The organism is Promicromonospora sp. MS192, from assembly GCF_049532985.1.
In the GTDB taxonomy this organism is placed as follows: domain Bacteria; phylum Actinomycetota; class Actinomycetes; order Actinomycetales; family Cellulomonadaceae; genus Promicromonospora.
Window position 1 is genome coordinate 5,094,396 of sequence record NZ_CP186693.1, and the last position, 26,960, is coordinate 5,121,355.

General features: G+C 72.3%; 24 protein-coding genes. 15 read left to right on the forward strand and 9 right to left on the reverse strand.

Annotation, left to right across the window (positions count from 1 at the left end; genetic code table 11):
• The first annotated feature begins 12 nt into the window (after positions 1-12).
• Complete coding sequence (locus tag ACO229_RS22685; protein WP_423462880.1) at positions 13-1,479, forward strand: dihydrolipoamide acetyltransferase family protein; 1,467 nt, start codon at positions 13-15, stop codon at positions 1,477-1,479.
• 213 nt (positions 1,480-1,692) lie between these two features.
• Here the strand turns inward: ACO229_RS22685 and ACO229_RS22690 are convergent, their stop codons facing one another.
• Entirely contained in the window at positions 1,693-1,965 is a 273-nt protein-coding gene (locus ACO229_RS22690) for a WhiB family transcriptional regulator (protein ID WP_397412677.1), read from the reverse strand.
• A 167-nt stretch (positions 1,966-2,132) separates the two neighbouring features.
• On the opposite strand from ACO229_RS22690, the gene ACO229_RS22695 reads away from it, so the two are divergent.
• On the forward strand, positions 2,133-4,175 hold the full coding sequence (locus tag ACO229_RS22695; protein WP_397429126.1) for a cytochrome c oxidase assembly protein: 2,043 nt from the start codon (positions 2,133-2,135) through the stop codon (positions 4,173-4,175).
• A gap of 46 nt (positions 4,176-4,221) precedes the next feature.
• Positions 4,222-6,399, forward strand: coding sequence for a S9 family peptidase (locus ACO229_RS22700; RefSeq protein ID WP_423462881.1), 2,178 nt, complete (start codon positions 4,222-4,224; stop codon positions 6,397-6,399).
• Positions 6,400-6,451: 52 nt separating this feature from the next.
• Here ACO229_RS22700 and ACO229_RS22705 read toward each other — a convergent pair whose 3' ends face one another.
• Together ACO229_RS22705 and ACO229_RS22710 are read right to left on the reverse strand one after the other, a co-directional pair.
• Positions 6,452-6,787, reverse strand: coding sequence for a hypothetical protein (locus tag ACO229_RS22705; RefSeq protein WP_397429124.1), 336 nt, complete (start codon positions 6,785-6,787; stop codon positions 6,452-6,454).
• A gap of 210 nt (positions 6,788-6,997) precedes the next feature.
• Positions 6,998-8,068 (reverse strand): hypothetical protein, encoded by a 1,071-nt coding sequence (locus ACO229_RS22710; RefSeq protein ID WP_423462882.1) that lies wholly within the window; start codon positions 8,066-8,068, stop codon positions 6,998-7,000.
• 258 nt (positions 8,069-8,326) lie between these two features.
• Between ACO229_RS22710 and ACO229_RS22715 the strand changes: the two genes are divergently transcribed.
• Entirely contained in the window at positions 8,327-8,542 is a 216-nt protein-coding gene (locus tag ACO229_RS22715; RefSeq protein WP_397411883.1) for a hypothetical protein, read from the forward strand.
• A gap of 10 nt (positions 8,543-8,552) precedes the next feature.
• Positions 8,553-10,487 (forward strand): NHL domain-containing thioredoxin family protein, encoded by a 1,935-nt coding sequence (locus ACO229_RS22720; RefSeq protein ID WP_423462883.1) that lies wholly within the window; start codon positions 8,553-8,555, stop codon positions 10,485-10,487.
• A gap of 65 nt (positions 10,488-10,552) precedes the next feature.
• Here ACO229_RS22720 and ACO229_RS22725 read toward each other — a convergent pair whose 3' ends face one another.
• Complete coding sequence (locus ACO229_RS22725; RefSeq protein ID WP_397411879.1) at positions 10,553-11,197, reverse strand: HAD family hydrolase; 645 nt, start codon at positions 11,195-11,197, stop codon at positions 10,553-10,555.
• 173 nt (positions 11,198-11,370) lie between these two features.
• Positions 11,371-11,892 (reverse strand): PTS sugar transporter subunit IIA, encoded by a 522-nt coding sequence (locus ACO229_RS22730; RefSeq protein WP_423462884.1) that lies wholly within the window; start codon positions 11,890-11,892, stop codon positions 11,371-11,373.
• Positions 11,893-12,057: 165 nt separating this feature from the next.
• Here ACO229_RS22730 and ptsP point away from each other — a divergent pair, with 165 nt between their 5' ends.
• The 3 genes from ptsP (at position 12,058) to ACO229_RS22745 (ending at position 16,101) form a co-directional block, all read left to right on the forward strand.
• Positions 12,058-13,707 carry a phosphoenolpyruvate--protein phosphotransferase gene (ptsP, locus tag ACO229_RS22735; protein ID WP_397411875.1) on the forward strand — a complete coding sequence of 550 codons (1,650 nt, stop codon included), beginning with the start codon at positions 12,058-12,060 and terminating at the stop codon, positions 13,705-13,707.
• Positions 13,708-13,765: 58 nt separating this feature from the next.
• Positions 13,766-14,644 carry a sugar phosphate isomerase/epimerase family protein gene (locus tag ACO229_RS22740; protein ID WP_397411873.1) on the forward strand — a complete coding sequence of 293 codons (879 nt, stop codon included), beginning with the start codon at positions 13,766-13,768 and terminating at the stop codon, positions 14,642-14,644.
• A gap of 308 nt (positions 14,645-14,952) precedes the next feature.
• The gene (locus tag ACO229_RS22745) at positions 14,953-16,101 is read left to right on the forward strand and encodes a magnesium and cobalt transport protein CorA (RefSeq protein ID WP_397411871.1); all 1,149 of its coding nucleotides are present in this window, start codon (positions 14,953-14,955) and stop codon (positions 16,099-16,101) included.
• Positions 16,102-16,120: 19 nt separating this feature from the next.
• Here ACO229_RS22745 and ACO229_RS22750 read toward each other — a convergent pair whose 3' ends face one another.
• Both ACO229_RS22750 and ACO229_RS22755 read right to left on the reverse strand, forming a co-directional pair.
• Positions 16,121-17,419, reverse strand: coding sequence for an MFS transporter (locus tag ACO229_RS22750; protein WP_423462885.1), 1,299 nt, complete (start codon positions 17,417-17,419; stop codon positions 16,121-16,123).
• A gap of 81 nt (positions 17,420-17,500) precedes the next feature.
• Positions 17,501-18,112 carry a TetR/AcrR family transcriptional regulator gene (locus ACO229_RS22755; RefSeq protein WP_423462886.1) on the reverse strand — a complete coding sequence of 204 codons (612 nt, stop codon included), beginning with the start codon at positions 18,110-18,112 and terminating at the stop codon, positions 17,501-17,503.
• Positions 18,113-18,381: 269 nt separating this feature from the next.
• Between ACO229_RS22755 and ACO229_RS22760 the strand changes: the two genes are divergently transcribed.
• Both ACO229_RS22760 and ACO229_RS22765 read left to right on the forward strand, forming a co-directional pair.
• On the forward strand, positions 18,382-19,392 hold the full coding sequence (locus ACO229_RS22760) for a hypothetical protein (RefSeq protein ID WP_397411865.1): 1,011 nt from the start codon (positions 18,382-18,384) through the stop codon (positions 19,390-19,392).
• A gap of 491 nt (positions 19,393-19,883) precedes the next feature.
• Positions 19,884-20,918 (forward strand): pirin family protein, encoded by a 1,035-nt coding sequence (locus ACO229_RS22765; protein ID WP_423462887.1) that lies wholly within the window; start codon positions 19,884-19,886, stop codon positions 20,916-20,918.
• Between the two features lie 15 nt (positions 20,919-20,933).
• Here the strand turns inward: ACO229_RS22765 and ACO229_RS22770 are convergent, their stop codons facing one another.
• Entirely contained in the window at positions 20,934-21,650 is a 717-nt protein-coding gene (locus tag ACO229_RS22770; RefSeq protein WP_423462888.1) for a GntR family transcriptional regulator, read from the reverse strand.
• Positions 21,651-21,815: 165 nt separating this feature from the next.
• Here ACO229_RS22770 and ACO229_RS22775 point away from each other — a divergent pair, with 165 nt between their 5' ends.
• The 3 genes from ACO229_RS22775 to ACO229_RS22785 all read left to right on the forward strand — a co-directional run bounded on the left by ACO229_RS22775 (position 21,816) and on the right by ACO229_RS22785 (position 23,324).
• Positions 21,816-22,115, forward strand: a complete 300-nt coding sequence (locus ACO229_RS22775) for a hypothetical protein (protein ID WP_397411859.1) — start codon at positions 21,816-21,818, stop codon at positions 22,113-22,115.
• Complete coding sequence (locus ACO229_RS22780) at positions 22,103-22,459, forward strand: hypothetical protein (RefSeq protein ID WP_423462889.1); 357 nt, start codon at positions 22,103-22,105, stop codon at positions 22,457-22,459. Before ACO229_RS22775 ends, ACO229_RS22780 begins: the two co-directional genes overlap by 13 nt.
• Before the next feature lie 103 nt (positions 22,460-22,562).
• A complete protein-coding gene (locus ACO229_RS22785; RefSeq protein ID WP_423462890.1) occupies positions 22,563-23,324 on the forward strand; it encodes a DUF427 domain-containing protein in 762 nt (253 codons plus the stop codon).
• Positions 23,325-23,372: 48 nt separating this feature from the next.
• Here the strand turns inward: ACO229_RS22785 and ACO229_RS22790 are convergent, their stop codons facing one another.
• The gene (locus ACO229_RS22790; protein ID WP_423462891.1) at positions 23,373-24,287 is read right to left on the reverse strand and encodes an alpha/beta fold hydrolase; all 915 of its coding nucleotides are present in this window, start codon (positions 24,285-24,287) and stop codon (positions 23,373-23,375) included.
• Positions 24,288-25,058: 771 nt separating this feature from the next.
• On the opposite strand from ACO229_RS22790, the gene ACO229_RS22795 reads away from it, so the two are divergent.
• On the forward strand, positions 25,059-25,901 hold the full coding sequence (locus tag ACO229_RS22795) for a phosphoribosyltransferase (protein ID WP_423462892.1): 843 nt from the start codon (positions 25,059-25,061) through the stop codon (positions 25,899-25,901).
• A 10-nt stretch (positions 25,902-25,911) separates the two neighbouring features.
• On the forward strand, positions 25,912-26,763 hold the full coding sequence (locus tag ACO229_RS22800; protein ID WP_423462893.1) for a DNA-processing protein DprA: 852 nt from the start codon (positions 25,912-25,914) through the stop codon (positions 26,761-26,763).
• Positions 26,764-26,960 lie beyond the last annotated feature (197 nt).

Sequence of the window (26,960 nt, forward strand, 5' to 3'; positions counted from 1 at the left end):
AGTGAACCGAGAGTGAGCTCGAAGAACCAGAGGTTCCCGCTCCCCGACGTCGGCGAGGGCCTCACCGAGGCGGAGATCGTCGAGTGGCGCGTCGCCGTCGGCGACTCCGTCGAGGTGAACCAGACGATCGTCGAGATCGAGACGGCGAAGTCGCTCGTCGACCTGCCGTCGCCGTGGACCGGGACCGTGGCCGCCCTGCTCGTCGAGGCGGGCACCACGGTCGACGTCGGCACCCCGATCATCGAGATCGCGGTGCCCGACGCCGGCGGTGCGCCCGCAGGTGCGTCGCCCGAGGGCGCCGCGGTGCCGGCCGAGGGCGCGCAGGACGAGGGTTCCGGGTCGGTGCTCGTCGGGTACGGCACGGCCGAGGCGAAGGCGACCGGTCGGCGTCGCCGCCACCAGGTGGCCTCCGCCCCGGCAGCCCCGGCCCCGGTCGCCGTCGCACCGGCGCCGGTGACCCCCGCGCCGGTGACCCCCGCCCCGGCGGCCCCCGCACCTGCGGCACCGCCCGTCGCACCCGCACCGCCCAGGGCGGCCACCCCGCCGTCCGACAACGGGGTGACCACGGCCGCCCGTGCGCGCGTGCTGGCCAAGCCGCCCGTCCGCAAGCTCGCCAAGGACCTCGGGGTCGACCTGGCGGGCGTCCACGCGACGGGTCCCGGCGGCATCGTGACGCGTGAGGACGTGGTGGCCCACGCCGAGCGCTCCACGGTGACGACCCTGACGCACTACCCGGACGACGAGCCCTGGCTCGCCTCCGGCGTGGTCTCGCCGGACGGGCGCCAGACGCGCGTGCCGGTCCGCTCGGTGCGCAAGCGCACCGCGGAGGCCATGGTCGCCAGCGCGTTCACCGCACCGCACGTCACGGTCCTGCACACGGTCGACGTCACGAAGACGATGAAGCTCGTGGCGGCGCTCAAGGAGGACCGCGACTTCACGGACGTCAAGGTCACGCCGCTGCTGGTGGCGGCCAAGGCGGTGCTGCTCGCCGTCAAGCGCCACCCGCAGATCAACGCCTCCTGGGACGACGCGGCCCAGGAGATCGTCTACAAGCACTACGTGAACCTGGGCATCGCCGCGGCCACGCCCCGGGGTCTCGTGGTGCCGAACATCAAGGACGCGCACACGCTCGACCTGCTCGGCATCGCGAAGGCGCTGGCCGGGCTGACGGCGACCGCACGAGCGGGGCGCACCTCGGTCACCGACATGTCCGACGGCACCATCACCATCACCAACCTGGGCGTCTTCGGCATCGACACCGGCACGCCCATCCTCAACCCGGGGGAGTCGGGGATACTCGCCTTCGGCGCCATCCGCCAGCAGCCCTGGGTGCACAAGGGCAAGGTCAAGCCGCGCTGGGTGACGACGCTCAGCTTCAGCTTCGACCACCGGCTGGCCGACGGCGAGCTCGGCGCCCGGTTCCTGTCCGACGTCGCACGCGTGCTGGAGGACCCGGCCCGCGGCCTCGTCTGGGGCTGATCCGCCGGACGACCGCACACGTCAGGCCCTCAGGTCACCGACCTGAGGGCCTGACGTGTCGTGCGACCGGGGCCGTGCGCCCCCCGGATCCGTCTGGGAGATCCCGGTGCGAAGGGCGCGCGGTCCCGGCAGCTCACGGCGACTGGACTCGATCGCCGTGCCCCGGGCAAGGTCCGGTGCCCGGTGGCGGTCCGCCACCCGGGCCGCGTGGCGTCATGCCACGCGCATACCGCCGATCGACCGCGGCCGGCCGCGCCGGCGCTTGCGGCTGCGCACGGTGCCGTCGACGACGATCTCGCCGCCCCAGACGCCCCAGGGCTCGCGGCGGGCGAGAGCGCCCGCGAGGCACTGCGCCTTCAGCGGGCACTCGGCGCAGGCGCGCTTGGCCGCCTCCAGGTCCGCCGGATGCTCCGCGAACCAGAGCTCGGGCTGTTCCGAGCACGGCACGGAGTCGTCGGTCTCGGTGATGATGTTCGCGAGGTCCACACTGGTCACAACGCAGAAGAGGGCTAAAGGGTTGGGTTTGGTGCATAATCCGGCCGAACTTTTCCTGAACTTCGTCGAAATGCCCGGTTCGGGCCTGCTCACGCCGTGGTCAACCGGACACCCGCGGACGGTCAGAACCGCGCCGTGGCACGCCTAGGCTGGACCGCGTGACCCCGACCGACGCCCGGAACAGGACCAGCAGAACCGCACGGACGAGCACCGCGAGCGGCCCGGCCAGCCCGTCCTGGCTCGCCGTCGCCCTGCCGGCGGCGGCCCTCGTGGCGCTCGCGGCCCTCGTCGCGGCCGGCGCCTTCTCCGGCGCCTTCACGGCGTTCACGAACTTCACCGACCCGGGCGCGCTCGTGCGCTGGGGGGCACCCGTCGCGACGGTGGTCACCGAGCTCGCGCTGGCCGTGACCGTGGGCGCGCTCGCGCTGGCGGCCTTCGTGCTGCCGCGCGGTCCGCTCGTGGACCGCGCGCTCGGCGTGGCCGGCGTGGCCGCGGGCCTGTGGACGCTCGCCGCCCTGGTCCAGCTCGTCCTGCGCTTCTCGTGGTCCACCTACCTGCCGCTGGACGCCGGCGGGTTCGGTCCGGCGCTGATGGAGTACGTCTCGACCATCACCGTGGGCCGCACCTACCTGGGCATCGTCATCGTCGCCGCGCTGACGGCGGCCGTCGCCCTGCTGGTGCGCGGCCCGGTGGGGGCCCTGTGCACCCTGGCGCTGCCGGTGGTCGCGCTCGGCATGCAGTCCTCCACCGGGCACGCGGCCGGGGCCGCGAGCCACGACCTGGCCATCTCGGCCCTGTTCCTGCACCTCGGTGGCGCGGCCCTGTGGATCGGTGGCCTCGCGGCCGTCGCGCTCGTCGGCCTGCGGTACGCCGCGACGCCCGACGTGATCCGGCGCTACTCGGAGATCGCGTTCTGGTGCTTCGTCGCGGTCGCGGTCTCGGGGCTGGTCAGCGCCTGGATCCGCATCGGCTCCCTCGACGGGCTGAGCACCGACTACGGGATCCTCCTGGTGGTCAAGGTCGCGCTGCTGGTGGTCCTCGGCAGCCTGGGCTACCTGCACCGCAGCACCGTCGTCTCCCGGCTCTCCGCCGGCACCACCCGGAAGGCGGCGATCGGCCTGTTCTGGCGGCTCACCGCCGTCGAGGTCGGCGTGATGGGCGCGGTCTCCGGCGTGGCGGTCGCCCTCGGCTCCACGGCGCCGCCCGTGCCCGACGAGCCCATCACCGACCCCACCCCGGCCGAGCTCGTGACCGGTCACCCGCTGCCGCCCGAGCCCACGCTCGTGCGCTGGTTCACCGAGTTCCAGTGGGACGTCGTCCTCGCCTTCGCCTGCGCGGCCGCGCTGTTCGTCTACGTGCGGTGGACCCTGCGGCTGCGTCGCCGTGGCGACGCCTGGCCCGTGGGCCGCACCATCTCCTGGTGCCTCGGCATCCTGGTCCTGTTCTGGGCCACGAACGGCGGCGCCGCCACCTACGGGCACGTCCTGTTCAGCGCGCACATGGTGCAGCACATGATCCTCGCGATGGTGGTGCCGCTGTTCCTCGTGCTGGCCGCGCCGGTCACGCTGCTCGTCCGGGCGGTCCCGGCGCGCAAGGACGACTCGTGGGGTCCCCGCGAATGGGTGCTCGCGCTGGTGCACTCGCCCTGGGGCCGGTTCATGGCCAACCCGGTGGTGGCCGCCGTCCTGTTCGCGGGCGGCATGATCGTCTTCTACTTCACGCCCCTGTTCGAGCTCGCCCTGACCACCTACGCGGGCCACCTGTGGATGGTCGCCCACTTCACCCTCGTCGGGTACCTCTTCGCGAACGCCCTGATCGGCGTCGACCCCGGTCCCTCCCGTCCCGGGTACCCGCTGCGCCTGGTGCTCCTGTTCGCCACCATGGCGTTCCACGCGTTCTTCGGTGTCGCACTCACCTCGGGCACCGCGCTGCTGGTCCCCGACTGGTTCGGGCTCATGGGCCGGCCCTGGGGGCCGTCCGCCATCGTGGACCAGCAGAAGGGCGGCGCCGTCGCCTGGGGGATCGGGGAGCTGCCGACGCTGCTGCTCGCCGTCGGCGTGGCGATCTCCTGGACGCGGTCCGACGCCCGGGAGGCGCGGCGTACCGACCGCAAGGCGGAGCGGGACGGCGACGCCGAGCTGGAGGCGTACAACGCCATGCTGGCCGAGAAGGCGGAACAGGCCAGGCGCACGGAGCGCTGACCAAAATCAGGCCCACGACGGGCCGCGGGCGTGGTAGACGTGGGCGGTGAGCGAAACCGCGCAGACCCCGTTCCACGACCTCGACCACTACGTCGCCGTCCCGCGCCTGACCGGCCTCGCGGCCAGCCAGGACGGCACCCGCCTCGTCGCCACCGTCCAGACGCTCGACGGCGAGCGCACCGCCTACCGCACGGCCCTGTGGGAGGTGGACCCGACCGGTGCGGCCCCCGCCCGACGGCTCACCCGGTCCGCGAAGGGGGAGTCGTCCGCCGTCTTCACGCGGTCGGGCGACCTCCTGTTCACCTCCGCCCGGCCCGACCCCGACGGCAAGGACGGCGACGACCCGGTGCCCGCCCTCTGGCTCCTGCCCGCGCACGGGGGCGAGGCCCGCGTGGTCGCGACGGCGCCAGGTGGCGTGTCCGGGGCGCTCGCGGCCCGCAGCGCCGACGTCGTGAGCGTCGCCGCGAGCCTGCTGCCGTCCGCGAAGGACCTGACGCAGGACGCCGAGCTGCGCAAGGCCCGCAAGGACCAGAAGGTGTCGGCGATCCTGCACACGGGCTACCCGGTCCGGTTCTGGGACCACGACCTGGGGCCCGACCAGGACCGGCGCCTCGTGGGCGACCTCGCCGCGCTCACCGACGAGCCGGCGTCCCCGCTGCCGGCCGCGACGCCGTCGGGCACGGAGCCGGCTGCCACGCCGTCGGGCACGGAGCCCGCCGACGGCCGGCACCTCGACCTGCGCGACCTCACGGGCCCCGGCCGCCACCTGGAGGAGCACGCGGCCGACCTGTCCGCGGACGGCACCACGCTCGTGCTGACCTGGGCGGTGCCGGACGCCGGGGCGGCCACCCGCAGCACGCTCGTCGCCGTGGACACCGCCACCGGCGACCGCCGGGTGCTGGTCGACGACCCGGACGCCGACGCGACGGCGCCCCGCGTCTCGCCCGACGGCGCCTGGGTCGCGTACGTGACCGAGTCGATCTCGACGCCGCACGAGGCCCCGGTGATCCGCCTGGCTCTGGTGCCGGCCGACGGCTCCGCCGAGCCCGTGGTCCTCGCCGACGACTGGGACCGCTGGCCCGGTCGGCCCACGTGGCTCCCGGACGGCGGCGGCCTGCTGGTCCAGGCGGACGACGACGGGCGCGGCCCGGTCTTCCTCCTCACGTTCACCGGCGCCCTGCCGGGCACCGACGTGGTGGTCGAGAAGGTGACCTCGGACGACGCCGTCTTCTCCGACCTGTCGGTGACGCCCGACGGGGCCGCCGTGCTCGCGCTGCGGTCCTCCTACGCGGCCCCGGCCGAACCGGTCCGGATCGACCTGGCGGGCTTCGTCGCCTCGGGCGCGCCAGGGGAGCGGACGCCGGTCGCGGCGACGCTGCTGCGCTCGCCCGTCCCGGCCCCGGCGCTGCCGGGCACCCTCACCGAGATCGAGACCACGGCCGAGGACGGCTCACGCGTGCGCGCCTGGCTCGCGCTGCCGCCCGACGCCGGCCCGGACGCCCCCGCACCCCTCCTGCTGTGGATCCACGGCGGCCCGCTCGGCTCCTGGAACGCGTGGAGCTGGCGCTGGAACCCGTGGCTGATGGTCGCCCAGGGCTACGCGGTGCTCCTGCCGGACCCCGCGCTGTCCACCGGGTACGGGCAGGAGTTCGTCCAGCGCGGCTGGGGTGCGTGGGGCAAGGCGCCGTTCACCGATCTCATGGCGATCACCGACGCCGCCGAGGCGCTGCCGGAGATCGACGGGACGCGCACCGCGGCGATGGGCGGCTCGTTCGGCGGCTACATGGCGAACTGGGTGGCGGGCCACACGGACCGCTTCCAGGCGGTCGTGACGCACGCGAGCCTGTGGGCGCTGGACCAGTTCGGCCCCACGACGGACGCGGGCTACTACTGGGCGCGCGAGATGACGCCGGAGATGGCGCTGGAGAACAGCCCGCACCTGTCGGTGGGGGAGATCCGCACGCCGATGCTCGTGATCCACGGCGACAAGGACTACCGCGTCCCGGTCGGTGAGGGGCTGCGGCTCTGGTTCGAGCTGCTGACCAGGTCGGGGCTGCCGGCCTCGGACGACGGCGAGACGGAGCACCGGTTCCTGTACTTCCCGGACGAGAACCACTGGGTGCTCACACCGCAGAACGCCAAGGTCTGGTACCAGGTGGTCTCGGCCTTCCTGGCCGAGCGGGTGCTGGGCGAGACGCCGGAGCTGCCCGCGACCCTGGGCTGACACGCGTCCGCCGGGGCGGGACGTTCGCGTCCCACCCCGGCGGGGGTCGCGCTCAGCCTGCCTTGACGGCGCCGACGACGCGGACGCGCACGGCCACGTCGTCGATCTCCTCGGGGACCTTGTCCACCAGGCGAGGGTCTGTCACGTTGACCTGGAGCACCCAGCTCCCGCCGGGGCCGGTCACCTGCTCCACGGAGACCTCCTCGGTGAGCACCTCCACCGGCGACGTGCCGGGTTCCGCGTGCTTGCGCGCACGGTGCTCGCGAAGTGGCTGGTCGAGGGACGTCGTGAACTCAGGGGCGACGCCGACGCCGATGACACCGTCCAGTCCGGTCACTTTTTCCCGCAATGCGGCTTTTGCGGACCGAGCCTCGTCGAGTGTTGCCATCCCGATCACCTCCTGGTCATCCATTGTGTCCCCCGTGTCTACCCCCTTCCAGCGGGCCGGCACGTGTCCTGGACCACGTCGCCGACCGCCACGCGGCACCGCAGGTCAGCGGGGTGACGGCGCCTGACACACCGTGCGGACACGCCCACGAGGTTCCCCGCCTCCCGCGACACGCCCGGGCGGGGGAAACGCTGGTGCGCGCACCGGACGTCACCCGAACGGGTGCGTCGCCTCCCGCGCCAGCTCGATCCCCAGGATCTCCAGCACCTGGTCGATCGGGTTCGCGTAGGTGAGGCCCTTCCCGCTGCGCCCGCCGGACTCGGAACCGGCGAACAGGAGGCCGAGCGCCACGCCGTCCTCCCGGTACACGAGCGCCCCGGAGTCACCGCCCCGGGAGAACGGGCCGTCGTCCAGGCTCTCGATCTCGATCTGGTCGTCGAAGCTCAGCGCGCCGAGGTCCTCGTACCCCACGATGACGTCGTCCAGCTCGATGGCCGTGACCCGGCCTCGCGTGATCGCCGTCGTGCGGCCGACCTTGCCGACGATCTCACCGCCGAGGGCGCGGGCCGTCTTCACCACTCGGCCCACGGGGTACTCGAAGTCGACGGGGACCCGGTCCAGGCGCGCGATCGCGGCGTCCGTCGCGGCCGGTTCGAGCGCGTCCAGGTCCACCACCTGCGTGAGCTCCCCGATCCGGTCGCCCGGCGCCAGCCCGCCGTCGGCGGGCCCAGGCTGGAGCACGACGTCGCCCGGGCGGGCCTCGGGGGACCCGGCCAGCACGTGGTAGTTCGACAGGGCGTACAGCGCGCCGTCGCTGCCGGGTGTCGTGCGCGTGACGAAGGCGCCGAGGGTGCCCGCCGTGACGGCGACGTGGCCGATGGAGACGCCGGGCCGGATCGGCCGCCGGCGGTCGGTGTCGCCGGACGCCAGCGACGTCGGTGCGGGCGGGCGCGGGCCCAGCTCGCTGACGGGGCGGATGCGGCCGGTGCGCCGGACGTCGGCGTCGGGCCCGATCTCCGCCGTGACCTTGCGCACGATCGAACGGGCGCGGGGAACCCCGAGCCGGTAGCGGACCGCGATGCCGAAACCGCCCTCGCCCTGCGGCACCAGCCCGAGCGCGAGGGTGGGCGCCCGCACGACGTCGGCCGCCTCCGACACCCGTTCTCCGGTCGTGTGCCCCTCCAGGGACCGCGGTGTCGCCACGACCCCGTGGCGCTCGGCGAGCTCCCGGGCGAACGCTGCGAGCTGCTCCTTCATCTTCCTGGCCTGGTCGCGGTCCATGCCCTGATCCTCTCCTCACCCACCGACACGACACGGCACACCCCTACCGACACGCCGGTCTGTCCCACAAAGTCATCCGAAAGACGGATATCACCCTGCCAGGTTTGCGCGGTACGTTCCTCTGCTACACCCAACCATGGCCGGGTGAAAGCCAGGAAGGCCTGGGATGTCACAAACATCTCCAGGCTGCCTCCTGAATCGATGGCGGCGTCCGACCTGGGCGCCGGTGATCACGGAACGGCGAGAATGATCGGGACGATGGACGAGACGCGGAGCACGCGGGTGACCCGTGCGGACGTGCGTGAGGCTCTCATGTGGGCCCTCGAGCGGGACCGTGACGCCCTGCTCGCGCACCGGGCGGCCGTGCACTCCAGCAAGAGCGACCTGACCCGTCGCCGCGCCGACAAGGCGCTGGTCGAGCAGTGGCGTGCCCGCAAGCCGGACACGGAGCAGGACACCGCGACGCGCGAGTGACAATGGGCCGGTGAGCACAGGAGTCCAGAACCTTCCCCGTGTCCGCGCCTCCGAGCTCGTCGGGCGCGGCTGGCTGAACACCGGCGGGCAGGAGGTCACCCTCGCCGACCTGCGCGGCAAGGTCGTCGTCCTCGACTTCTGGACGTTCTGCTGCATCAACTGCCTGCACGTCCTGGACGAGCTGCGCGAGGTCGAGGAGCAGCACCGCGACGAGCTCGTGATCATCGGGGTGCACTCGCCCAAGTTCGAGCACGAGGCCGACCCCGACGCGCTCGCGGCCGCCGTCGAACGGTACGAGGTGCGCCACCCCGTGCTCGACGACCCCGAGCTCGTGACCTGGGGCGCGTACACCGCGCGGGCCTGGCCCACGCTCGTGGTCATCGACCCCGAGGGCTACATCGTGGCGCAGATGGCGGGGGAGGGGCACGGCTCCGCGATCGCCGCGCTCGTGTCCGACCTGATCGCCGAGCACGCCGTGAAGGGCACCCTGCACCGCGGCTCGGGGCCCTACGTGCCGCCCGCCCCCGCCTCCGGCACGCTGCGGTTCCCGGCCAAGGCCCTCGCGCTGCCGAACGGGAACCTCCTGGTCGCGGACGCCGGGCACCACTCCCTTGCGGAGCTGGAGCCGAACGGCGAGACGCTCGTGCGCCGCATCGGCTCGGGCGAGCGGGGGCTCGTCGACGGCGGGCCGGGCGAGGCGCGGTTCTCCGAGCCGAACGGGCTGTGCCTGGTGCCCTCCGACCTGACGGCGAGCCTCGGGTACGACGTCGTGGTCGCCGACACGGTCAACCACGCCCTGCGCGGCGTGCGGCTCTCGGACGGCGTGGTCACGACGCTGGCCGGCACCGGCGAGCAGTTCATGGTGGGCGGCCAGGAGAACGTGACGGGCACGGTCGGTGCGTTCGAGCCCGGCGAGTCGTACGACGCGCTGAGCGTGCGGCTCTCCTCGCCGTGGGACGTCGAGTGGTCCGCCGAGCTCGGCGCGTTCGTCGTGGCGATGGCCGGGAACCACACGCTGTGGGACTTCCACCCCGGCCCGCACCTGCCCGTGGTCTCGCTGCTCGCGGGCACCATGAACGAGGGCCTGGAGGACGGCCCGGGCGAGGGCGCCTGGTTCGCCCAGCCCTCCGGCCTGGCCGCGGCGCCCGCCGGCGCGCTCTGGCTCGCCGACGCCGAGACCTCGGCGCTGCGCCGCCTCGTGCCGGTGGACGAGACCGACGTGACCGTCGAGACGGTTGTCGGGCAGGGGCTGTTCGACTTCGGGCACCGCGACGGCGCCGCCGGTCAGGCGCTGCTGCAGCACCCGCTGGGCGTCGCCGTGCTGCCGGACGGCAGCGTCGTCGTCGCCGACACGTACAACGGCGCGGTGCGCCGGTACGACCCGGCCTCCGGCGAGGTGACCACCCTGGCCAAGGACCTCGCGGAACCGTCCGACGTGCTCGTCGAGGTCGCGGACGACGCCGTGCACCTGCTCGTGGTCGAGTCCGCCGCGCACCGGCTCACGCGGGTGGCGCTCCCGGCCACCCTCGCGGGTGAGGTGCTCGACGGCGGCGCGCACCGTGTCGCCCGGCCCGCCACGGACGTGGGCTCCGGCGCGCTGCGCCTCGACGTGCCGTTCGCACCGGCGCCCGGCCAGAAGCTCGACGACCGTTGGGGACCGTCGACGTCGCTCCAGGTCAGTGCCACCCCGCCGGAGCTGCTGCTGTCGGGTGCGGGGACCGGGACCGACCTGTTCCGCGACCTGGTGATCAACCCGGAGGTGGCCGAGGGCGTGCTGCACGTGACCGCGAAGGCGGCGTCGTGCGACGAGGTGCCGCTGCTGCCGAACGGCGAGCCGGACCCCGACGTCTTCCCGGCCTGCCACCTGGCGCAGCAGGACTGGGGCGTGCCGGTCCGCGTGGTGCCGAACGGCGAGACAGGCCTCACGCTGCCGCTGCGCGGCTGACGTGTCAGACGCGCAGGTCCCTCTGGTGACCTGTGCGTCTGACGCCTTCGCGAGAGTCCGACGGGTCAGCCTGCCAGCACCGCCGGCAGCTCGGTCAGCGAGTCGATGACGGTGGTGCGCGCCGCCTCGGGACGGCGCGCGTGCAGGTACCCCCACGGACCGCGGCGCAGCAGCACCGGCCGCATCCCGGCGTCGGCGGCGGGGAGCACGTCGTTGTCCAGCCGGTCGCCCACGTACGCGATCTCCTCGGGCGCGACGCCCGAGAGCTGCGCCACGCGGGCGAAGAACTCCGGCTCCGGCTTCTGCGTACCCCACTCGTCCGAGGTGCGGATCGCGCTCACCGGCAGGTCCATCGCCTCCAGCGCGGCGCGCGCCTCGGGTGGCTGGTTCCCCGCGACGACGACGTCGAACCCAGCCTCGCGCAGCGCACCCAGGGCCGGCCGCACGTCGGGGTAGAGGTCGTCGGCGTCGAACCCGTTGCGCAGGCCGTCGGGGTCGTCCACGGCCCAGCGGGCGATCTCCGCCTCGACGTCCACGCCGGGCCGCACGAGCTCGAACGCCTCCCGGTGGGACAGGTCGAGGGCCGCACAGCCGCCGAGCACACCCAGGAACGTCAGCGGAGGAACACCGAGCCGCTCGGCCCACCGGAGCCAGATCCGGGACTCGTCGACCAGCGTCTCCCCGACGTCGAACACCACCGTGCGCACCATGGCCCCGACCCTATGCCTCCAGATTCGGTCCATTGCACCGCAGGAACGGCGGGTTCGGTCGCCTGCCTCGAGATCGGTCCATCACCGGACCGATCTCGAGGCAAGCGACCGAACAGCATCCGTTCTTGATGGGATCCGACCGAGCCTGGACGGCACAAGACCCGCGCGCCGCGTCAGGGGAGGCTGAGCAGCCCGTCACCGACCTGCACCCGGTCGCCCGGCCGGGCCAGCTCGACCAGGTCCCCGGGCCTCAGGTCCAGCGCGACGACCGGCACCAGGGGTGAGCGACCGCCGTCGGCGACCGCGGCGGGGCTCCAGAGCACGAGCTCCTCACCCGCCTCGACGGCGTCGCCCTCGGCGACCAGCAGCGTGAACCCTTCGCCCCGGAGCTGGACCGTGTCGATGCCGAGGTGCACCAGCACACCCCGCCCGGTGGCGAGAGCCGGTGCGCCGGGCGAGCCCGCGGCTCCGTCGGGAGCGCCCGGCGTCGACGGCGCCAGCAGGACGAACGCGTGCGGGTGCAGCTTCACCACGACGCCGGCGCACGGCGCGACCACTCGGCCCCCGGTCTCCGGGTCGGGGTCGACGGCCAGCCCCGGGCCGACGATGCTCTCGGCGAAGACCGGGTCGGGCACGTCGCGCATCGCCACCACGCGTCCCGCCACGGGCGATCCGACCAACAGGGCCTCGGCCATGACGTCATCTTGTCAGACCGACTGCCGTGCCACGGGGTGGGACGACCCGTCCGGGTGCCACCGCCCGCAGCGGGCAGGGGGCGCCGCCCCGGGGTCTCGCCCCCTGAGGCGCTCGCGTGTAACGTTCCCAGCGCACTCGACGACGAGCCGGTGGGGAGCGTACGGATGACGAGCGAGAGGCTCACGGGGGTCCCGGCGAGCCCGGGGCGGGCGGCCGGGATCGTGGTGCGGATGCCGGCCCGGGTCCCCGAACCACGGACGAGCCGCCTGACCGGGGACGCCGACGCCGCCGTCCGCGCCGTCGAGGAGGCCGCGGCCCAGGTGGAGGCCGACCTGGCCGAGCGGGCGCGGCGCGCGTCGGGCACTGCCGCCGACGTGCTCGCGGTGACGGCCGCGATGGCCGCCGACCCGACGCTCGCCGCCGGTGCCGCACGGCGGGTCCGCGAGGACCGGCTCACCCCCGAGCGCGCGGTGTGGGACGCCGCGGGCTCGGTGGCTTCCCAGCTCGAGTCGCTCGGCCCGCCCATGTCGGAGCGCGCCCGGGACGTCCGGGACGTCCGGGACCGGATCGTCGCCGCCCTCACGGGTGCCGCCCCGCCCGGCGTACCGGATCCGGGGCATCCGTTCGTGCTGGTCGCGAGCGACCTCGCCCCGGCAGACACGGCGATGCTCGACCCGGCCGTGGTCGTCGCCGTCGTCACGGCCCGCGGCGGGCCGACGTCGCACATGGCGATCCTGGCGCGGGCCCTCGGCATCCCGGCGGTCGTCGCGCTGCCCGAGGCGAACGACCTCGTCGACGGCGAGGAGCTCGTGGTGGACGGCACGGGCGGCACCGTCCTGCGCTCGCCCACCCCGGCGGACGTGGAACGGGCCCGGCGGCGGGTCGTCGCCGCCACCTTCGACGGCCGCGGCGCGACGCGCGACGGGTTCGAGGTGGAGCTCGTGGCGAACGTCGCCGACCCGGCGGCAGCCGAGGCCGCGGCTGCCGCGGGCGCACGCGGGGTGGGCCTGTTCCGCACCGAGTTCTGTTTTCTCGGCCGGGGCGAGGAGCCCAGCGTGGAGGAGCAGGTGACCGCCTACCGGGCGGTGCTGTCCCACTTCCCGGGACGCCGGGTGGTGGTCCGCACGCTCGACGCCGGCGCCGACAAGCCCCTGCGGTTCCTCACGCCGGACCACGAGGACAACCCCGCGCTGGGCGTGCGCGGGCTGCGGACCGCCGTCGCGCACCCGGACGTGCTCGACCGCCAGCTCGACGCGATCGCCCGGGCCGCCGCGGCCGAGACGGCGGAGGTGTGGGTGATGGCTCCGATGGTCGCGACCGTCGACGAGGCCCGTGACTTCGCGGCGGCGTGCGCCGCGCACGGCCTGGACCACCCCGGGGTGATGATCGAGACGCCCGCGGCCGCGCTCCAGGCACGGCACGTGCTGGCCGAGGTCAGGTTCGCGAGCCTCGGCACCAACGACCTCACGCAGTACACGATGGCCGCCGACCGCGACCTGGCCGGTGTGGCAGCCCTGTCCACCCCCTGGCAGCCCGCCGTGCTGGAGCTCGTCCGGGTGGCGTGCGAAGGTGGTGCGGTGCATGGTGCTCCGGTGGGCGTGTGCGGGGAGGCGGCGGCCGACCCGCTCCTCGCGCCCGTCCTGGTGGGTCTCGGGGTCACCTCGCTGTCCATGACGCCGCGTGCGCTGGCCGAGGTCGCAGACACCCTGGCACGCGTGTCCCGCGACGAGTGCGCGGAGCTGGCACGCGTGGTCCTCGGGTGTCCGACGGCGCAGGCCGCACGCGACGTGGCACGGGAAAGACTTCTTCCCTGAACGTCATCTGAACCCACCAGTCACATCCCAGTCACGTCGGCGCTCTAAGGTGGCCCGCATGCCCGAACCGATCCGGACCGATCCGCAGGAACCCGCAGCACCCGACGTGCGGGTGACGCTGTCGACGGCGTCGGTCTTCCCCCGCCGTGTGCCGCTCGCGTTCGAGTCGGCGGCCGAGCTCGGTTACGACGGCGTCGAGGTCATGGTCTGGTCCGAGGAGGTCACCCAGAACCCCCGGTCCCTGGCGAAGCTGTCCGCCGACACCGGCGTGCCGGTGCGGTCGGTGCACGCGCCGACCCTGCTGGTGAGCCAGCGGGTCTGGGGCCGGTCCCCGGTCGCGAAGCTGGAGCGGACGGCGGACATGGCCCTCGAGCTCGGCGCGGGCACCGTGGTGGTGCACCCGCCGTTCCGCTGGCAGTACAAGTACGCGCGCCAGTTCCAGGACCAGGTGCGCTCGCTGAGCGAGGCCACGGGCGTGACCATCGCCGTCGAGAACATGTACCCGTGGCGCGGCGGACGGCGCGAGTTCCAGGCCTACCTGCCCGGCTGGGACCCGGCGGAGCACGACTACGACGCCGTGACCCTCGACCTGTCGCACGCGAGCGTGGCGCAGCAGGACGCCCTGGTGCTGCTGCACACGTTCGGCGACCGCCTGCGCCACGTGCACCTGGCGGACGGCAACCACGGCGCGCGCGACGAGCACCTGGTGCCCGGGCGCGGCAGCATGCAGGCCGAGAAGGTGCTCCAGGAGCTCGTCGCCCGGCGCTGGAGCGGTGACGTCTGCGTGGAGATCTCGACGCGCGCGGCCCGTACCGCCGCCGAGCGGCACGACGACCTGGCGGCCTCCCTCCAGTTCGCGCGGGCCTACCTGTCCCCGGCCCCGCACGAGTTCCACACGCCGCCGGGCGCGCACCACCGGCCGCACGACGCCTGGTGAGTGTGATCCTGGTCTCGAACGGTTTCGATCGGCCCCGTCGGCGGGTCTAGACTGGACCCCGTCGAGAAACGGCAGCGGCGATCCGCCGCACGGACCAGGGAGGTGGCGCGCATGACCCGTAGCGAGCCTCCGAGTAGTCCGAACCGCAGCTGAGCTGACGGTTCCCCACCCGCGTGCCCGCGGGTTCTCGCGCACCGGTGCGCTCCGCCCCTTCGTCCAGGGGCGTGAGATCCACCGGTCGGTCGGCCGTCCCTGCTGCGGTGTCCGTTCGCAGTCCTTTCCCTGCGCTCGACCCCAGGAGTTTCCCCATGGCTACCTTCCTGCCCTCCCGTCCTGCTCGTCCGGTCCGGCCGCTGCTCGGTGCCCTGCGCCAGCGGCGCGCCGGCGGCCCCGCGCCCGAGGCCGCCCCGCGCCCCGTCGCCGCCCCCGAACCCCGCTCGTCCGTGGTCGCCGCCGCCATCTACGACGACGGCGTGCGCACCGCCGGCTACGACAACCTCGCCGAGACCTTCAGCGCGCTGCGCTCGCGGCCGGGCGGCATGGCCTGGATCGGGCTGGAGCGGCCGGAGGAGGCCGAGCTGACGTCCCTCGCCCGCGAGTTCGACCTGCACCCCCTCGCGATCGAGGACGCGATCCAGGCGCACCAGCGCCCGAAGATCGAGCGGTACGGCGACACGCTGTTCGTGGTGCTGCGCGCCGCCCGTTACCTGGACGCCGCGGAGGAGGTCGAGTTCGGCGAGCTCCACGTCTTCGTCGGCCCCGACTTCGTCGTCACCGTGCGGCACGGTGCCTCGCCCGACCTGGCCGCGGTCCGCACCCGGCTGGAGGCCGACCGCGAGATGCTCGCCCGTGGCCCGGAGGCCGTGCTGTACGCGATCCTCGACAGCGTCGTGGACGGGTACGCGCCCGTCGTCGCCGGTCTGGACCACGACATCGACGAGATCGAGTCTGACGTCTGGGGCGGTGCCCCGGACGTCTCCCGGCGCATCTACGAGCTGTCCCGCGAGGTCATCGACTTCCAGCGCGCAGTTCGCCCCGAGCAGGCACTGTGCGCCTCGCTCGCCAAGGGCGCCGACAAGTACGGCGTGGACCCGGAGCTGCAGGCCTATCTGCGCGACGTCGCCGACCACCTCACCGAGGCGGCCGACCGCATCGAGGTGTTCCGCGCCGCGCTGCGGGACATCCTGACGGTGGCCGCCACCCTCGTCGCGCAGCGGCAGAACGAGGAGATGAAGCACCTGTCGGAGGTCAGCATCCGGCAGGGCGAGGAGGTCAAGAAGATCTCCGGCTGGGCGGCGATCCTCTTCGCCCCGACCCTCGTCGGCACGGTCTACGGCATGAACTTCGAGGTCATGCCGGAGCTCGACTGGGCCTACGGCTACCCGGCCGCCCTGGTCGCGATGCTCGCCGTGAGCGTGGGGCTCTTCGGCGTCTTCCGGTTCAAGCGCTGGATCTGAGCCCGGTGGCGGCCCCGCATCAGGCGGGGTCGCCGGGCTCCGGGTCGAGGGTCTCGGGGTCGGGCAGCGACGCGATGTACCGGTGCCCCACGAGGGCGACCACCAGGCCGGCGACGGCGCCGACGAGCAGCGGGGTGCTGTAGCCGGTCCGGGCCAGGAGCCCGCCGGCCAGCGACCCCAGGGGCATCGCGCCCCACAGCGCGGTGCGCCACGTCCCGTGCACCCGGCCGAGCAGGTGGTTCGGCACCGCGGCCTGCCGCAGCGACATGACGAGCACGTTCCAGGTGGTCGTGCAGCCGAACGACACGAAGATCGCGACGGCCCCCACCCACACCAGCGGGAACGCACCGGCGAGGAACCAGGCACCGAGCCCGGCGGCGTTCACGGCCGCCATGACGGGCCCCGTCCCGAAGCGCGTCTTGAGCCGGTTCGTGACGGCCGCCGCCGTCAGGGACCCCACGGCTCCCGCCAGCATGAAGGTGCCGTACCAGGCCTCCGGCACGTCGAGCCGCTCCAGCACGAACAGCACCAGCGTGGACGTGATCGCGGCGTGGCAGATGCCGATCAGCACGCTGACGATCCACAGCGGGCGCAGCATCGGGCTGGACCAGATGAAGTGGAAGCCGGCGGCGAGCTCGGCGCGGTGTCGTGCCGCGCGGGCGGCCTCCGGCGTGGGACCCGGTTCGGCAGGCCGTCGGCCGGAACGCCGCGCGGCGACGCCCGACGCGACGGCGGGCAGGGTGAGGGCCAGCCCGCCCGCGACGGCGTAGGCCCCCGCGTTCAGGCCGAGCGCCCACAACGCCGAGAAGGCCAGCAGCCAGGACGTCAGCGGCTGGGACAGGAACTGCTGCACCACGATCTCCGTGGCCTCGATGCGGGAGTTCGCCCGCGGCAGGTCGCCCCTGCCGACGATCGACGGGACCACGGCGCGGATGGCACCGTCGTACACCGTCTCCAGCGCGCCGTACAGGAGCACCACCAGCAGGAGCCACCAGATCGTGAGCGTGCCCGTCAGGTGCAGGGCGAGCAGGCCGCCGGCCACGAGCGCCCGGACGCCGCCGGCCAGGGAGAGGGCGGCGCGCCGGTCGACGCGGTCCACGAGCACGCCCGCGGGGATCGCGAACAGCAACCAGGGGAGCAGGGAGGCGACCGCGACGAGCGACACGAGCAGCGGGTCGTCCGTGAGCTGCGCGGCGAGCAGCGGTGCCGCCACCCGGGCGATGCCGTCGCCCAGGCTGGAGCTCAGGTTGGCGGCGACCACGCGGCCGAACGCGCGCCCGAGCGGCGCGGAACCAGGGCTCACGGCGGCGGAAGACACGCGCCCGAGGCTACCGTCTCGGCGGCGAGGTCCTTCAGGCCCGGTCCAGGTCCAGGTCCGGGCCGGGGCCCGGGCCGCGGCTCAGGCCGGCACCGGGTCCGGCACGCGGGCGCCCACCGCGCGCAGCACGAACGCCTCTGCCGCGCGGATGGTGCGCTCGCGGGCGACGGGTTCGTCGGGGATGAGGCGACCGGACAGGCACGCGTTGACGAGGTGCACGGTCGGTTCGATGTCCTGGGGCGGGAACGTCCCGGCCTCGATCCCGGCCGCCAGGATCCGGCGCAGGATCGCCTCCACGATGTCGGCGTGCTCGCGCAGGCGCTGCTGCGTGGCGCGGGACAGGACCGTGCGCAGGTCCGGGCCGGGGGCGAGGTGGAAGACACGGGTGAGCTGGGCCTGCTGGCGGATGTAGGTACGGAGCTGTTCCACCGGGTCGTCCACGCCGTCGAGGGCCCGCTCCAGCGTGTGGGCGTACTGCTCCGTCTCGTGGGTGATGAACCCGAGGAGCAGCGCCTCCTTGTCGTGGAAGTGGTTGTAGACAGCGGTCCGGCCGACGTTCGCCGCCGCGGCGATGTCGGCCAGGGTGATGGTGTCGAACCCGCGCTCCGCCATGAGGGTGGACAGAGCGGTGAACAGCTTGTGCCTCGTCATCTGGCGGTGCTCGTGCAGGCTCTTGCCGATGATCTTGGGCATGCTGACATCATATGCTCTTGCCGTCAGGTAACTGGAACCCGGGATCGGGCATCCGCGCCGCCCGCCGTCTTTGCGGGCATCCGCCGTCGGGCTCACGCCTCTTGTGCTGAGACTCAGTCGCCATGAATATCCATAGACATACATTTGTGCTGCGCAAAGAAACAGGCCGACCGGAAAGCGCAGCCGTGTGTGCCCACTGTCACCTGCGTGTTTCCGATCTGTAACATGCTTGCATCATCGTGGAAAGTGACCGGCAGTAAAGTTCCCGCATGACATTTCTGGCGGGCGTGATTCCAGCGGAACACGTCTCGGGTCACATTCTGATCCTGCCGAGCACCCACGGCCCCGTGGCCGTCAGCGAGCTCGCCGCCGCGTGGTTCCCGGAGGTCGAGTGGCTCCGAGAACCCTCTCGCGCCGCGGGGGCACGCCGGATGGCGGGGGCCCGGTTCCGCGGCATGGCGCAGCCCGACTCGTTGGTTCCCGGTGTCCTGCGTCTCGGGCCGGGGTATGTCGCCACCGGACCCTTCGAGGTGGGCGAGGCCCACCTCGCCGAGCTGGAGATCCCCGCGGCGAAGGCCGAGGCGTACTCGATCACGCGTGACGACGGCCTGCGCGACGTCCGCGGCGCGGCCCCCACGTCCTACGACGACCGGGACGGCATCGCACGGGCCTTCGCCCATGCGCTCCCGCAGGGGGAGGAGCTGCGCCTCGTGCAGTGGATGGTCGCGGCCGCCCGCAAGACCGGCGGCGGGGTGCTCGCCGACGGCCGGCAGCCCCTGGTGCCGGATCCTGCCGCCTCGGTCGACCTGGGCCTCTACTCCGCGCATCCGCTGCAGCCCGGCGACCTGCTGCCGATGCTGCGGTCGCTCATCGCCACCGCCGACGTCACCGCCGACCAGCCCACGCCCGACGGGTCGCCCCGCTACACGCTCATGGGCAGCACCGCGTACGACGGGTCGATCGTGATCGACGTCGAACGGGTCGACCGCGTGCCGCGCGCGCTGGGCACGCTCGACTGGCGCAGCTACGGACCGTTCGCCTACCGCATGACCTGGCTGCCCGCGGACCCGTACGAGCTCGAGCTGGCGCAGCCGTCCGGGCTGCACGTCATCGCCCGGGCACGCATGCGGGTCTCGCTGGCGCGTCTCGCGGTCAGCCTCCAGAGCCGCATCGCGGGAATCATCGTGGACGACGGCGGCTTCATCGCCGGCGCGGAGGAGCTCGAGGGTCGCAACGACCCGACGTCGGGCGGTGCACCGGGCGCACGGGCCTGGGTCTGATCCGCAATGTTATCCACAGATTTTGTCCACAGCCCTGTGTGTGGCACGGGAAACTCGGGCTTCTCCCTGTGGACAGAACTGTGGGCAAGAAAAGGGTGAAAATTACAACCGTGGAGCGGTTGCCGGGTGCACGACACGCGGATAGAAACGTGGCAATGGTTCGACGATTCGGAATCGACGCGGTGCGCTGCAGCAGTACCGACCGGTTCCGAACATCGGATACATGGTCAACCGGAGAACGACAGGACGTCCCGTACCGCGGTGCGGGCTGTGGATGACGCCACAGGTGCCTGTACGGGGCCGGAAGACCACCCGCGTCCGAGGTGCTCACCCAGACGCAGACCCGGCGGCCCGGGTCTGACGGGCACCTCGGGGTCGTGACGTCGACACGACGCCCTGTCCCGCTCCGGCGGTCCACGGTGCGCGGTGATGCCAGGGCCCCCGGCCTGCCCCGGGGGCCCTGGCCCGTTCCCGGGCCCTAGGCTCAGGGCATGAGCAACCTGGAGACCCGGCCGGCCGAGCAGGTATGCGCCGCGGGCGAGCGGGGCGACGGCGTCGAGCTCCTCACACCGCGTGACGTCCCCCTGGGCGGCCCCCGCGCCATGAACGTGCGCCGCACCATCCCCCAGCGCGTCCGGTCGCTCGTCGGCGCCTGGTGCTTCAGCGACCACTACGGCCCCGACGACGTCTCCACCAGCGAGGGCATGCAGGTGCCGCCGCACCCGCACACGGGCCTGCAGACGGTGAGCTGGCTCTTCGAGGGCGAGATCCTGCACCGCGACTCCGTGGGCTCGCTCCAGACGGTCCGCCCGGGCGAGCTCAACCTGATGACGGCGGGTGCGGGCATCTCGCACTCCGAGGAGTCCCCCGCCGAGGGCCGCCCGCCCCGCCTGCACGGGGTCCAGCTCTGGACGGCGCTCCCCGGCTCGGCGCTCGGCGTCGACCCGCACTTCGAGCACCACGGCGACCTTCCCGTGGTCCGGCACGACGGCGTCGTCGTGCAGGTGTTCGTCGGGAGGCTGCGGGCGGGAGGCGAGGAGCTGGCCTCGCCCGCGACGACGTACACGCCGCTGGTGGGTGCGCAGATCGACCTGGAGCCGGGTGCCGAGGTGTCGCTCGACGTCGACCCGGGGCACGAGCACGCCCTGCTCGTGGACGCCGGCGAGGTGACGTTCGAGGGCAGTGCGGTACCGCCGTCGGCCCTGGGCTACGTGGCTCCGGGCCGCGCCCGGCTCGTGGTGCGGGCCGGTGCGGGGTCGGGTGCGCGCGCCGTCCTGATCGGCGGGGAGCCGTTTGCCGAGGACGTCATCATGTGGTGGAACTTCATGGGCCGCACGCACGAGGACGTCGTCCGCGCCCGCGACGACTGGATGGCCCAGATCGCCGAGCTCGACGACGGGTCGACGGGGTACGCCGACGGTGCGGCCGGCCGCCGGTTCGGTCAGGTGCTCGGCTACCCGAGCGGGCCGCTGCGGGCGCCCGCGCTGCCGGACCTGCGCCTCAAGCCGCGGACGCGGCCCGCCTAGCGGGCCCCGGGCCGGCTAGATGTCGTAGCGGAGCATGAACTCGCCCGCGTCGAGCACCACGTAGCTCACCTCGACGGGCGTGTCGTCCTTCGCGAACGCCGTCCGCGTGACCGACAGCACCGGGGTGCCGGGTTCGATGCGCAGCTCCTCGATCTCCTCGATCGAGGGCATGCGGGCCACCACGTCCTCGCGGAACCGCACCGGCGCGTACCCGGCCTCGCTCAGGCGCGCGTGCGTGCCACCCGGCCCGACCTCCTGGGCGGCGATCGGTGTCCCTGCGGCGATCGAGGCCGGCAGGTACGACGTGGCGAACAGGACCGGCTTGCGCTCCCGCAGGTGCAGGCGCTCACGGACGGTCACCTTGTCGCCCTCGGCGAGCCCGAGCGTCGTGCGCACCTTCTCGGGCGGTTCGGCCTCGGCGGTGACCGCGAGGGTGCGGACGACGAGCCCGGCCCCGGTCTCGTCCGTCTCGGCGGTCACGGTGGACGCGTCGGCCGGGGCGCCGGTGGTGTCGCGGACGATCGGCTCGAAGGACCGCACGAAGACGCCGGAGCCGTGCCGGGTCACGGTGAGCCCCTCGTCCTTCAGCATCGACAGCCCGTGGCGCGCGGTCATGCGCGCCACGCCGTAGTTCGACATGAGCGCGGCTTCGCTCGGAAGGCGGTCGCCCGGTTTGTAGGTCCCGGAGCGGATCGCGGCACGAAGATCCTTGGCGATGCTTGCGGCAGTCACACGTCCCTCTCTAGACACGGAACCCACCTAACCCGCAGCCAGTGCGTATACGCAACTTTTCGGCGTACGGGTTGCGGCCGTCTTCCGGCGCCCCGGAGGCTGTCTATGCGCCTAGAGGTAGGGCGCGGAGGCAGGTACAGAGGTAGGCACAGAGAGGTGGGGGAGATGGGGGCGACCGCAGCCAGCCTGACCGCGTCGGCGGCAGGCGCGAGCGCGCTGCTGGAGGAGATCGGGGACGCGCGCGTCAAGTGGGTCGAGGTGTTCCGGGACCACCTGGTCGTGCACCCGGAGCAGCTGAGCGAGGGAGCGGCCATCGCAGCCCAGCTCGAGATCACGTCGGCGACCGACTATCCCGCGACCCGGCCGGGGTTCACGATCTGGACCGGTTACTGGCGGGGGATGGAGACGTTCGTCTACGGCGAGCTCCGCAGAACCGCGCGCCCGCTCCGGGCATGGCCGACGTGACGGGCGGCGCGCACGACGACGCCGTCACCGGAGTCGTGCCGGGGGCGCACCTCGCGGAGCTCGTCGGGGTCACGGCGCTGATCGCGCACGTCTTCGACATCCGGACCCTCGACGTCCGGGCCGGCGTGGACCACCTCGACCTCGAGGACGACATGGTGCGGGTGCTGACGGTCGACGTCGTCGCCGCGCGCGTGCCGGACGCCGTGAAGCTGGCCGGCCTGCTGCACCTGGGCGAGCGCCTGGAGCATCACGACGGCGGGTCGGCGTGGCGGTGCTGGTGCGGCTGGGTCCCGGCGGCGGACCGCGGGATGCCGGTCTCGTTGCACGTGACCGCGCCACGCTAGGGATGAGGCGGCCTGTCACACGCGACATCCCTCACCGGTCGAGGTCGTGACGGGGGCTCACGGGACATCCGGGCCACGTCCGACCGCGAGGGGTGACGAAGAGATGGCTGACGCCGTACGCAGGGCAGTGACGATCGAGCCGGGGACGGTGGAGCCCGGGTCGGTCCGGGTGCGTGGCTACCGCTCCGGTGTGCTGGTCGCGGACGCGGACCCGCCCCTGCTGGTGTGGGAGCACCGCTTCTACCCCCAGTACTTCTTCTCGCCCGGGCAGGTACGGGTCGAGCTGCGCCCGGCGGGGCCGGGACCCCGGTCCCCGAGCCTCGGACCGAGCGAGATGCTCGACGTCGTGGTGGGCGATGCCGTGCTCGACGGCGCCGCGCGGCGGTACCCGCAGGCGCCGGTCGAGGAGGTGCGCGAAACGGTGACGTTCGACTGGTCCGCGCTCGACACCTGGCTGGCGGAGGAGGAGGTGGTCCACACCCACGCCCGTGACCCGTACGTGCGGGTGGACGCGATGCCGTCGGGCCGGCACGTGCGGGTCGTGGCGGGCGGGCAGGTGGTCGCCGAGTCGAGCCGGCCGGTGGTCCTGGTGCAGTCCGGGCAGCCGCCGAGGTACTACCTGCCGCGGGTCGACGTGCGGATGGACCTGCTGACCCCGACCGGCACGGTGAGCTACTGCGCGTACAAGGGCACGGCGGCGTACTGGACGGTGCGGGCCGGCGGGCTGGAGCTGACGGACGTCGCCTGGGGGTACGACAACCCGCTGCGCGAGGGGTTGCTCGTGGCGGGCCTGGTCTGCTTCTGGCCCGAGAAGAACGCGGACCTGGAGGTCTACGTCGACGGGGAACGAGTCCAGGAGCCGTAGCGGACCGCGGGCGCTGCCGCCGGGCAGCGCCCGCGTCGGCCGGTCGCCTCAGGCTGCGGGTCCCGTCACCGCGGTGACGAACCCCCGCACCGCCGCCGCGTGCTGCACGGGGCTCTCGATGTGCCCCAGGTGCCCGGTCCGGTCGAGGACGGCGAGGCGGGAGCCCGGCACCGCCTCGTGGATCATCCGGGCCCACCGCGGACCGCAGATGAAGTCGTCGTCGCCGACCAGCACCAGCGTCGGCGCGGCCAGGCCGGGCAGCTCCGCGCGGACGTCGAAGGCAGGCCCCTCGCCCCAGGCCGGTGCCGCGTACATGTGCAGTGCCTGACGCCCCGCGGCGAACTCGTCCTCGCGGCCCCAGTAGTCGTGGAAGTAGGCCGGGGTGATCAGGCGGAGCACCTGGGTCGCCCCCTCGTCGTCGGACGGCGCGGACCGGCCCGTCAGGCCGGCGACGTAGCGGGCCACCTCGGGGTGGTCGACGGCGTGGCGCCGCGCGAACCGCTCCATGCCGGCGACCGCCGTCGGCCAGAAGTCGCCGTCGGTGACCGGGGACGTGTCGTACAGGATCAGCGAGGCGACGCGGTCGGGGTGGTCCAGGGCGTAGCGCTGGGCCACGAACCCGCCGTGCGAGTGGCCGAGCATCATGACGTCGGGCAGGTCCAGGTGCTCGACCACCGCGTGCAGGAAGTGCGTGTAGGTGGCCAGGTCGTACCCCCGCGGATCGGCGAGCCGGCCGGACGACCCGGTGCCCACGGGTTCGACGTAGACCATGGTCAGGTGCTCTTCGAGCGCCGGCATGCGCAGGTAGTCCCAGCCGATCCCCGGCCCGCCGGGGTGGACGACGCAGACGGGTCCGGTGCCGGCGACGTGGTAGCGCTGCTCGACGGTCGCGCCGTCGTGGGTGACGGGGATGGTGTGGGTGCCCCGGGAGATGCCGGGCTTCGGCGTCGTGGATCGACTCATGCCCTGGAGACCGGGCGCGTCGCCCGCCTGTGACAGGAGACAAGAATGCCCCAGGTCCGGATCTGCATCCTGACCTGGGGCGGAGCCTGTGGAGCGGGTGACGGGAATCGAACCCGCGCTGTCAGCTTGGGAACTATCTGCAACTACCCGTGACCTGCGAGAACGTGCTCACGATGCGTGCCTGAAACGGCCTGGAGCGGCCACATCTGCCCTGGTGTTGGGGCCCGCTCCGAGGGTCGCCATCACCAATGACAGAATGCAACGCTTGTTCGAACATCGAGCACACTGGTCCTTTGAGCGGCGGGCACTTCTACGTTGGTCGGACTTCTGGCATGAAGCCAGTGCCGTCATGGGAAGCGGCCCAGGGTGCACCTTCTGAGGCGCGCAGATTTCAGCGTGCGGTGCGGCCCGAGCCGCCAATACCGGTGTGGGTGTGGCTGGTCATGGGCATGAACAGTGACCAGAGCTATCGGGCTGAGGCTGAGGCTCTCGCCTGGACCGAGAATCAGGTGTCGGTCCGGTACGTCGACAACCAGGGCCGTGAGGGCTTCGTCTGGGTGTGGGCCAACGCCGTCAAGCGTCGATGAAACAGCGGTGAGCCGGTAAGGACCCTGGTGTGACTGGACTGCCGTTGGCTACCGGGCCGCGCGCAAGTGTCTCCCGTCAATTTCGACGACACGGCGACTCTCACTCCGAGATCACCCCAAACCTCGCCCGATATCCCTGTCTTTGCCCGGCTCTGCGCCGCTAGCCTCGTTCGAGGAGGTCACGATGGCGACGTTGCGCTTCGTCGGATACCTGCCCGACAGTCGAGGTAATCGGATAGACAAGCACGTCCGTGCCAAGTTCGCGGGTGATTCCTCGCCGCGAACGCTGCTGTGCCTGCTGGGGCCAAGGGAGGCAGTGGCGCAGATCGAGGCGGCATCGGAACCTGGTACGTGTTCCCGGTTCCCTGTTCGAGACCTCAACTTTGATGGGGCGGATGAATACAACTTCTGTCTCGACTACCCAGCCGGAATCCCGGCCGCGACAGCGCGGCTCGTGGAACTGCTGACCGAAATCCTCACCCTCCATTTGCCACCAGACTCTCCCCTGCAGTTCGCGACTGCTCTCGACTTCTACAAGTCGCCCCGAGAGGGTGTGGATCCGATGAAATGGCCGAACACGGATGCAGGCGCCTGGGTCAACGCTGGCAAGTACTGGAGCCCGGGCGAGTCGAAACGGCGGGCGATGGCAGGCTTCGTTCCGCGGTTCACAGACGTTCTTGCGAGCCACCCCCTCTACAGTTCGGCCACGACCGTAGTGTCGGTCCCCGGCCACAATGCCGATGGTCGCAGTTGGGGGGAGAAACTGGCTCGACGCATCGCGCGCGAGACCGACAAGAAGTTCGTGGAAACGCTGTGTCCGTCCGGGCCGCGTAAGCAAATGAAAGGCGCGGATGCTTCACCGCTCCCTCCCTTTGAGATTCAGGAAGATCTCTCTGGCGAGCCGGTCATAGTGGTGGATGATGTCTACAAGACTGGTCGCACAATGGCCCAGGCCGCGCACGCCGCACGGGCCGCGGGCGCGCCATACGTTTCTGGTTTCGTCATCGCGCGGACGCTGAGCAACTAAGATGGGACACGTGCAACGCCTCCTCAATGCCCTTACCGCTCACGCCGTGCTGAGGACTCCAACCCGAATCGAGCGTGAATTCGCAGGGCGCGGACTCAGTTCCTTGGCGAGCCATTTCGGCGAACTCCCCGCGCCGGCGCAGGCTGAGTTGCGTGCGCGCGCAGAGGAACTGCACGGTCACGGCGTCGACGTCATCACATTCCTTGACGATGAATACCCTAAGCAACTGCTCAATAACGGGCGCCCAGTTGCCCCAATCTTGTTTATAAAGGGTAATGCGCAGTTGCTGCACAAACCCTCCATCGGCATGTGCGGTTCACGCCATGCGACCGAGCTTGGCCTGAAAGCCGCCCAGGCTTGCGGGGAAGAGGCTGCGGATAACGGGGTCACCGTGGTCTCCGGTTATGCGGCTGGCGTCGATACGGCAACGCACCTTGCGGCGCTATCTCGGAATGGGAGCACCGTCATCGTTCTTGCGGAGGGGATCGATCATTTCCGTGTTAAGAAGGCGTACAAGGGAGCCCTTGATCCTTCGCGCACGTTGGTGGTCTCACAATTTGCTCCATGGCAGCGCTGGGCTGCGCATGCTGCCATGACTAGGAATCGGATAATCTACGGACTTGGTCGTGCTCTCGTGGTAATCGAAGCCGGAGAGCGGGGCGGAACGCTCGCCGCTGGCGCGGGGGCGCTGAAGATTGGACGGCCCGTACTAGTCCTGAACTTCGGAGTGGATACTCCGCCTGGAAACGCGATGCTGCTTGCCGAGGGGGGTGCGCCAGTGGACTCGCGGCAGAACTTTGGAAAGCGGCTCTTGGAACTTGCGAACCAGGAGGGGCCGCGACAGGAAACGCTGGAGATATAAGTCTCCATTTTGTGCATGCTGTGACGGAAGACAATGACGGCCCCCCTCTGACGGTGGGCCGTCGCTATTCGCTTGGATTGGCATGGCGTAGCACCGGAACTGCGAGGCGGACAGGAAGATCGCTGACCACCTCGGAGGTGCTCTGAAGGCATCTACTCGGGTCGTGGAAGGTTAGAACCGAGTCCGCCGTACGTCTC

What these genes read in the sequence shown, in the direction of transcription:
- ACO229_RS22705 (WP_397429124.1), bottom strand. Translation starts at nt 6,787, where the DNA reads ATGGCAACACTCGACGAGGCTCGGTCCGCAAAAGCCGCATTGCGGGAA.
- ACO229_RS22710 (WP_423462882.1), bottom strand. Translation starts at nt 8,068, where the DNA reads ATGGACCGCGACCAGGCCAGGAAGATGAAGGAGCAGCTCGCAGCGTTC.
- ACO229_RS22715 (WP_397411883.1), top strand. Translation starts at nt 8,327, where the DNA reads ATGGACGAGACGCGGAGCACGCGGGTGACCCGTGCGGACGTGCGTGAG.
- ACO229_RS22725 (WP_397411879.1), bottom strand. Translation starts at nt 11,197, where the DNA reads ATGGTGCGCACGGTGGTGTTCGACGTCGGGGAGACGCTGGTCGACGAG.
- ACO229_RS22730 (WP_423462884.1), bottom strand. Translation starts at nt 11,892, where the DNA reads ATGGCCGAGGCCCTGTTGGTCGGATCGCCCGTGGCGGGACGCGTGGTG.
- ptsP (WP_397411875.1), top strand. Translation starts at nt 12,058, where the DNA reads ATGACGAGCGAGAGGCTCACGGGGGTCCCGGCGAGCCCGGGGCGGGCG.
- ACO229_RS22740 (WP_397411873.1), top strand. Translation starts at nt 13,766, where the DNA reads ATGCCCGAACCGATCCGGACCGATCCGCAGGAACCCGCAGCACCCGAC.
- ACO229_RS22745 (WP_397411871.1), top strand. Translation starts at nt 14,953, where the DNA reads ATGGCTACCTTCCTGCCCTCCCGTCCTGCTCGTCCGGTCCGGCCGCTG.
- ACO229_RS22755 (WP_423462886.1), bottom strand. Translation starts at nt 18,112, where the DNA reads ATGCCCAAGATCATCGGCAAGAGCCTGCACGAGCACCGCCAGATGACG.
- ACO229_RS22760 (WP_397411865.1), top strand. Translation starts at nt 18,382, where the DNA reads ATGACATTTCTGGCGGGCGTGATTCCAGCGGAACACGTCTCGGGTCAC.
- ACO229_RS22765 (WP_423462887.1), top strand. Translation starts at nt 19,884, where the DNA reads ATGAGCAACCTGGAGACCCGGCCGGCCGAGCAGGTATGCGCCGCGGGC.
- ACO229_RS22775 (WP_397411859.1), top strand. Translation starts at nt 21,816, where the DNA reads ATGGGGGCGACCGCAGCCAGCCTGACCGCGTCGGCGGCAGGCGCGAGC.
- ACO229_RS22780 (WP_423462889.1), top strand. Translation starts at nt 22,103, where the DNA reads ATGGCCGACGTGACGGGCGGCGCGCACGACGACGCCGTCACCGGAGTC.
- ACO229_RS22785 (WP_423462890.1), top strand. Translation starts at nt 22,563, where the DNA reads ATGGCTGACGCCGTACGCAGGGCAGTGACGATCGAGCCGGGGACGGTG.
- ACO229_RS22790 (WP_423462891.1), bottom strand. Translation starts at nt 24,287, where the DNA reads ATGAGTCGATCCACGACGCCGAAGCCCGGCATCTCCCGGGGCACCCAC.
- ACO229_RS22795 (WP_423462892.1), top strand. Translation starts at nt 25,059, where the DNA reads ATGGCGACGTTGCGCTTCGTCGGATACCTGCCCGACAGTCGAGGTAAT.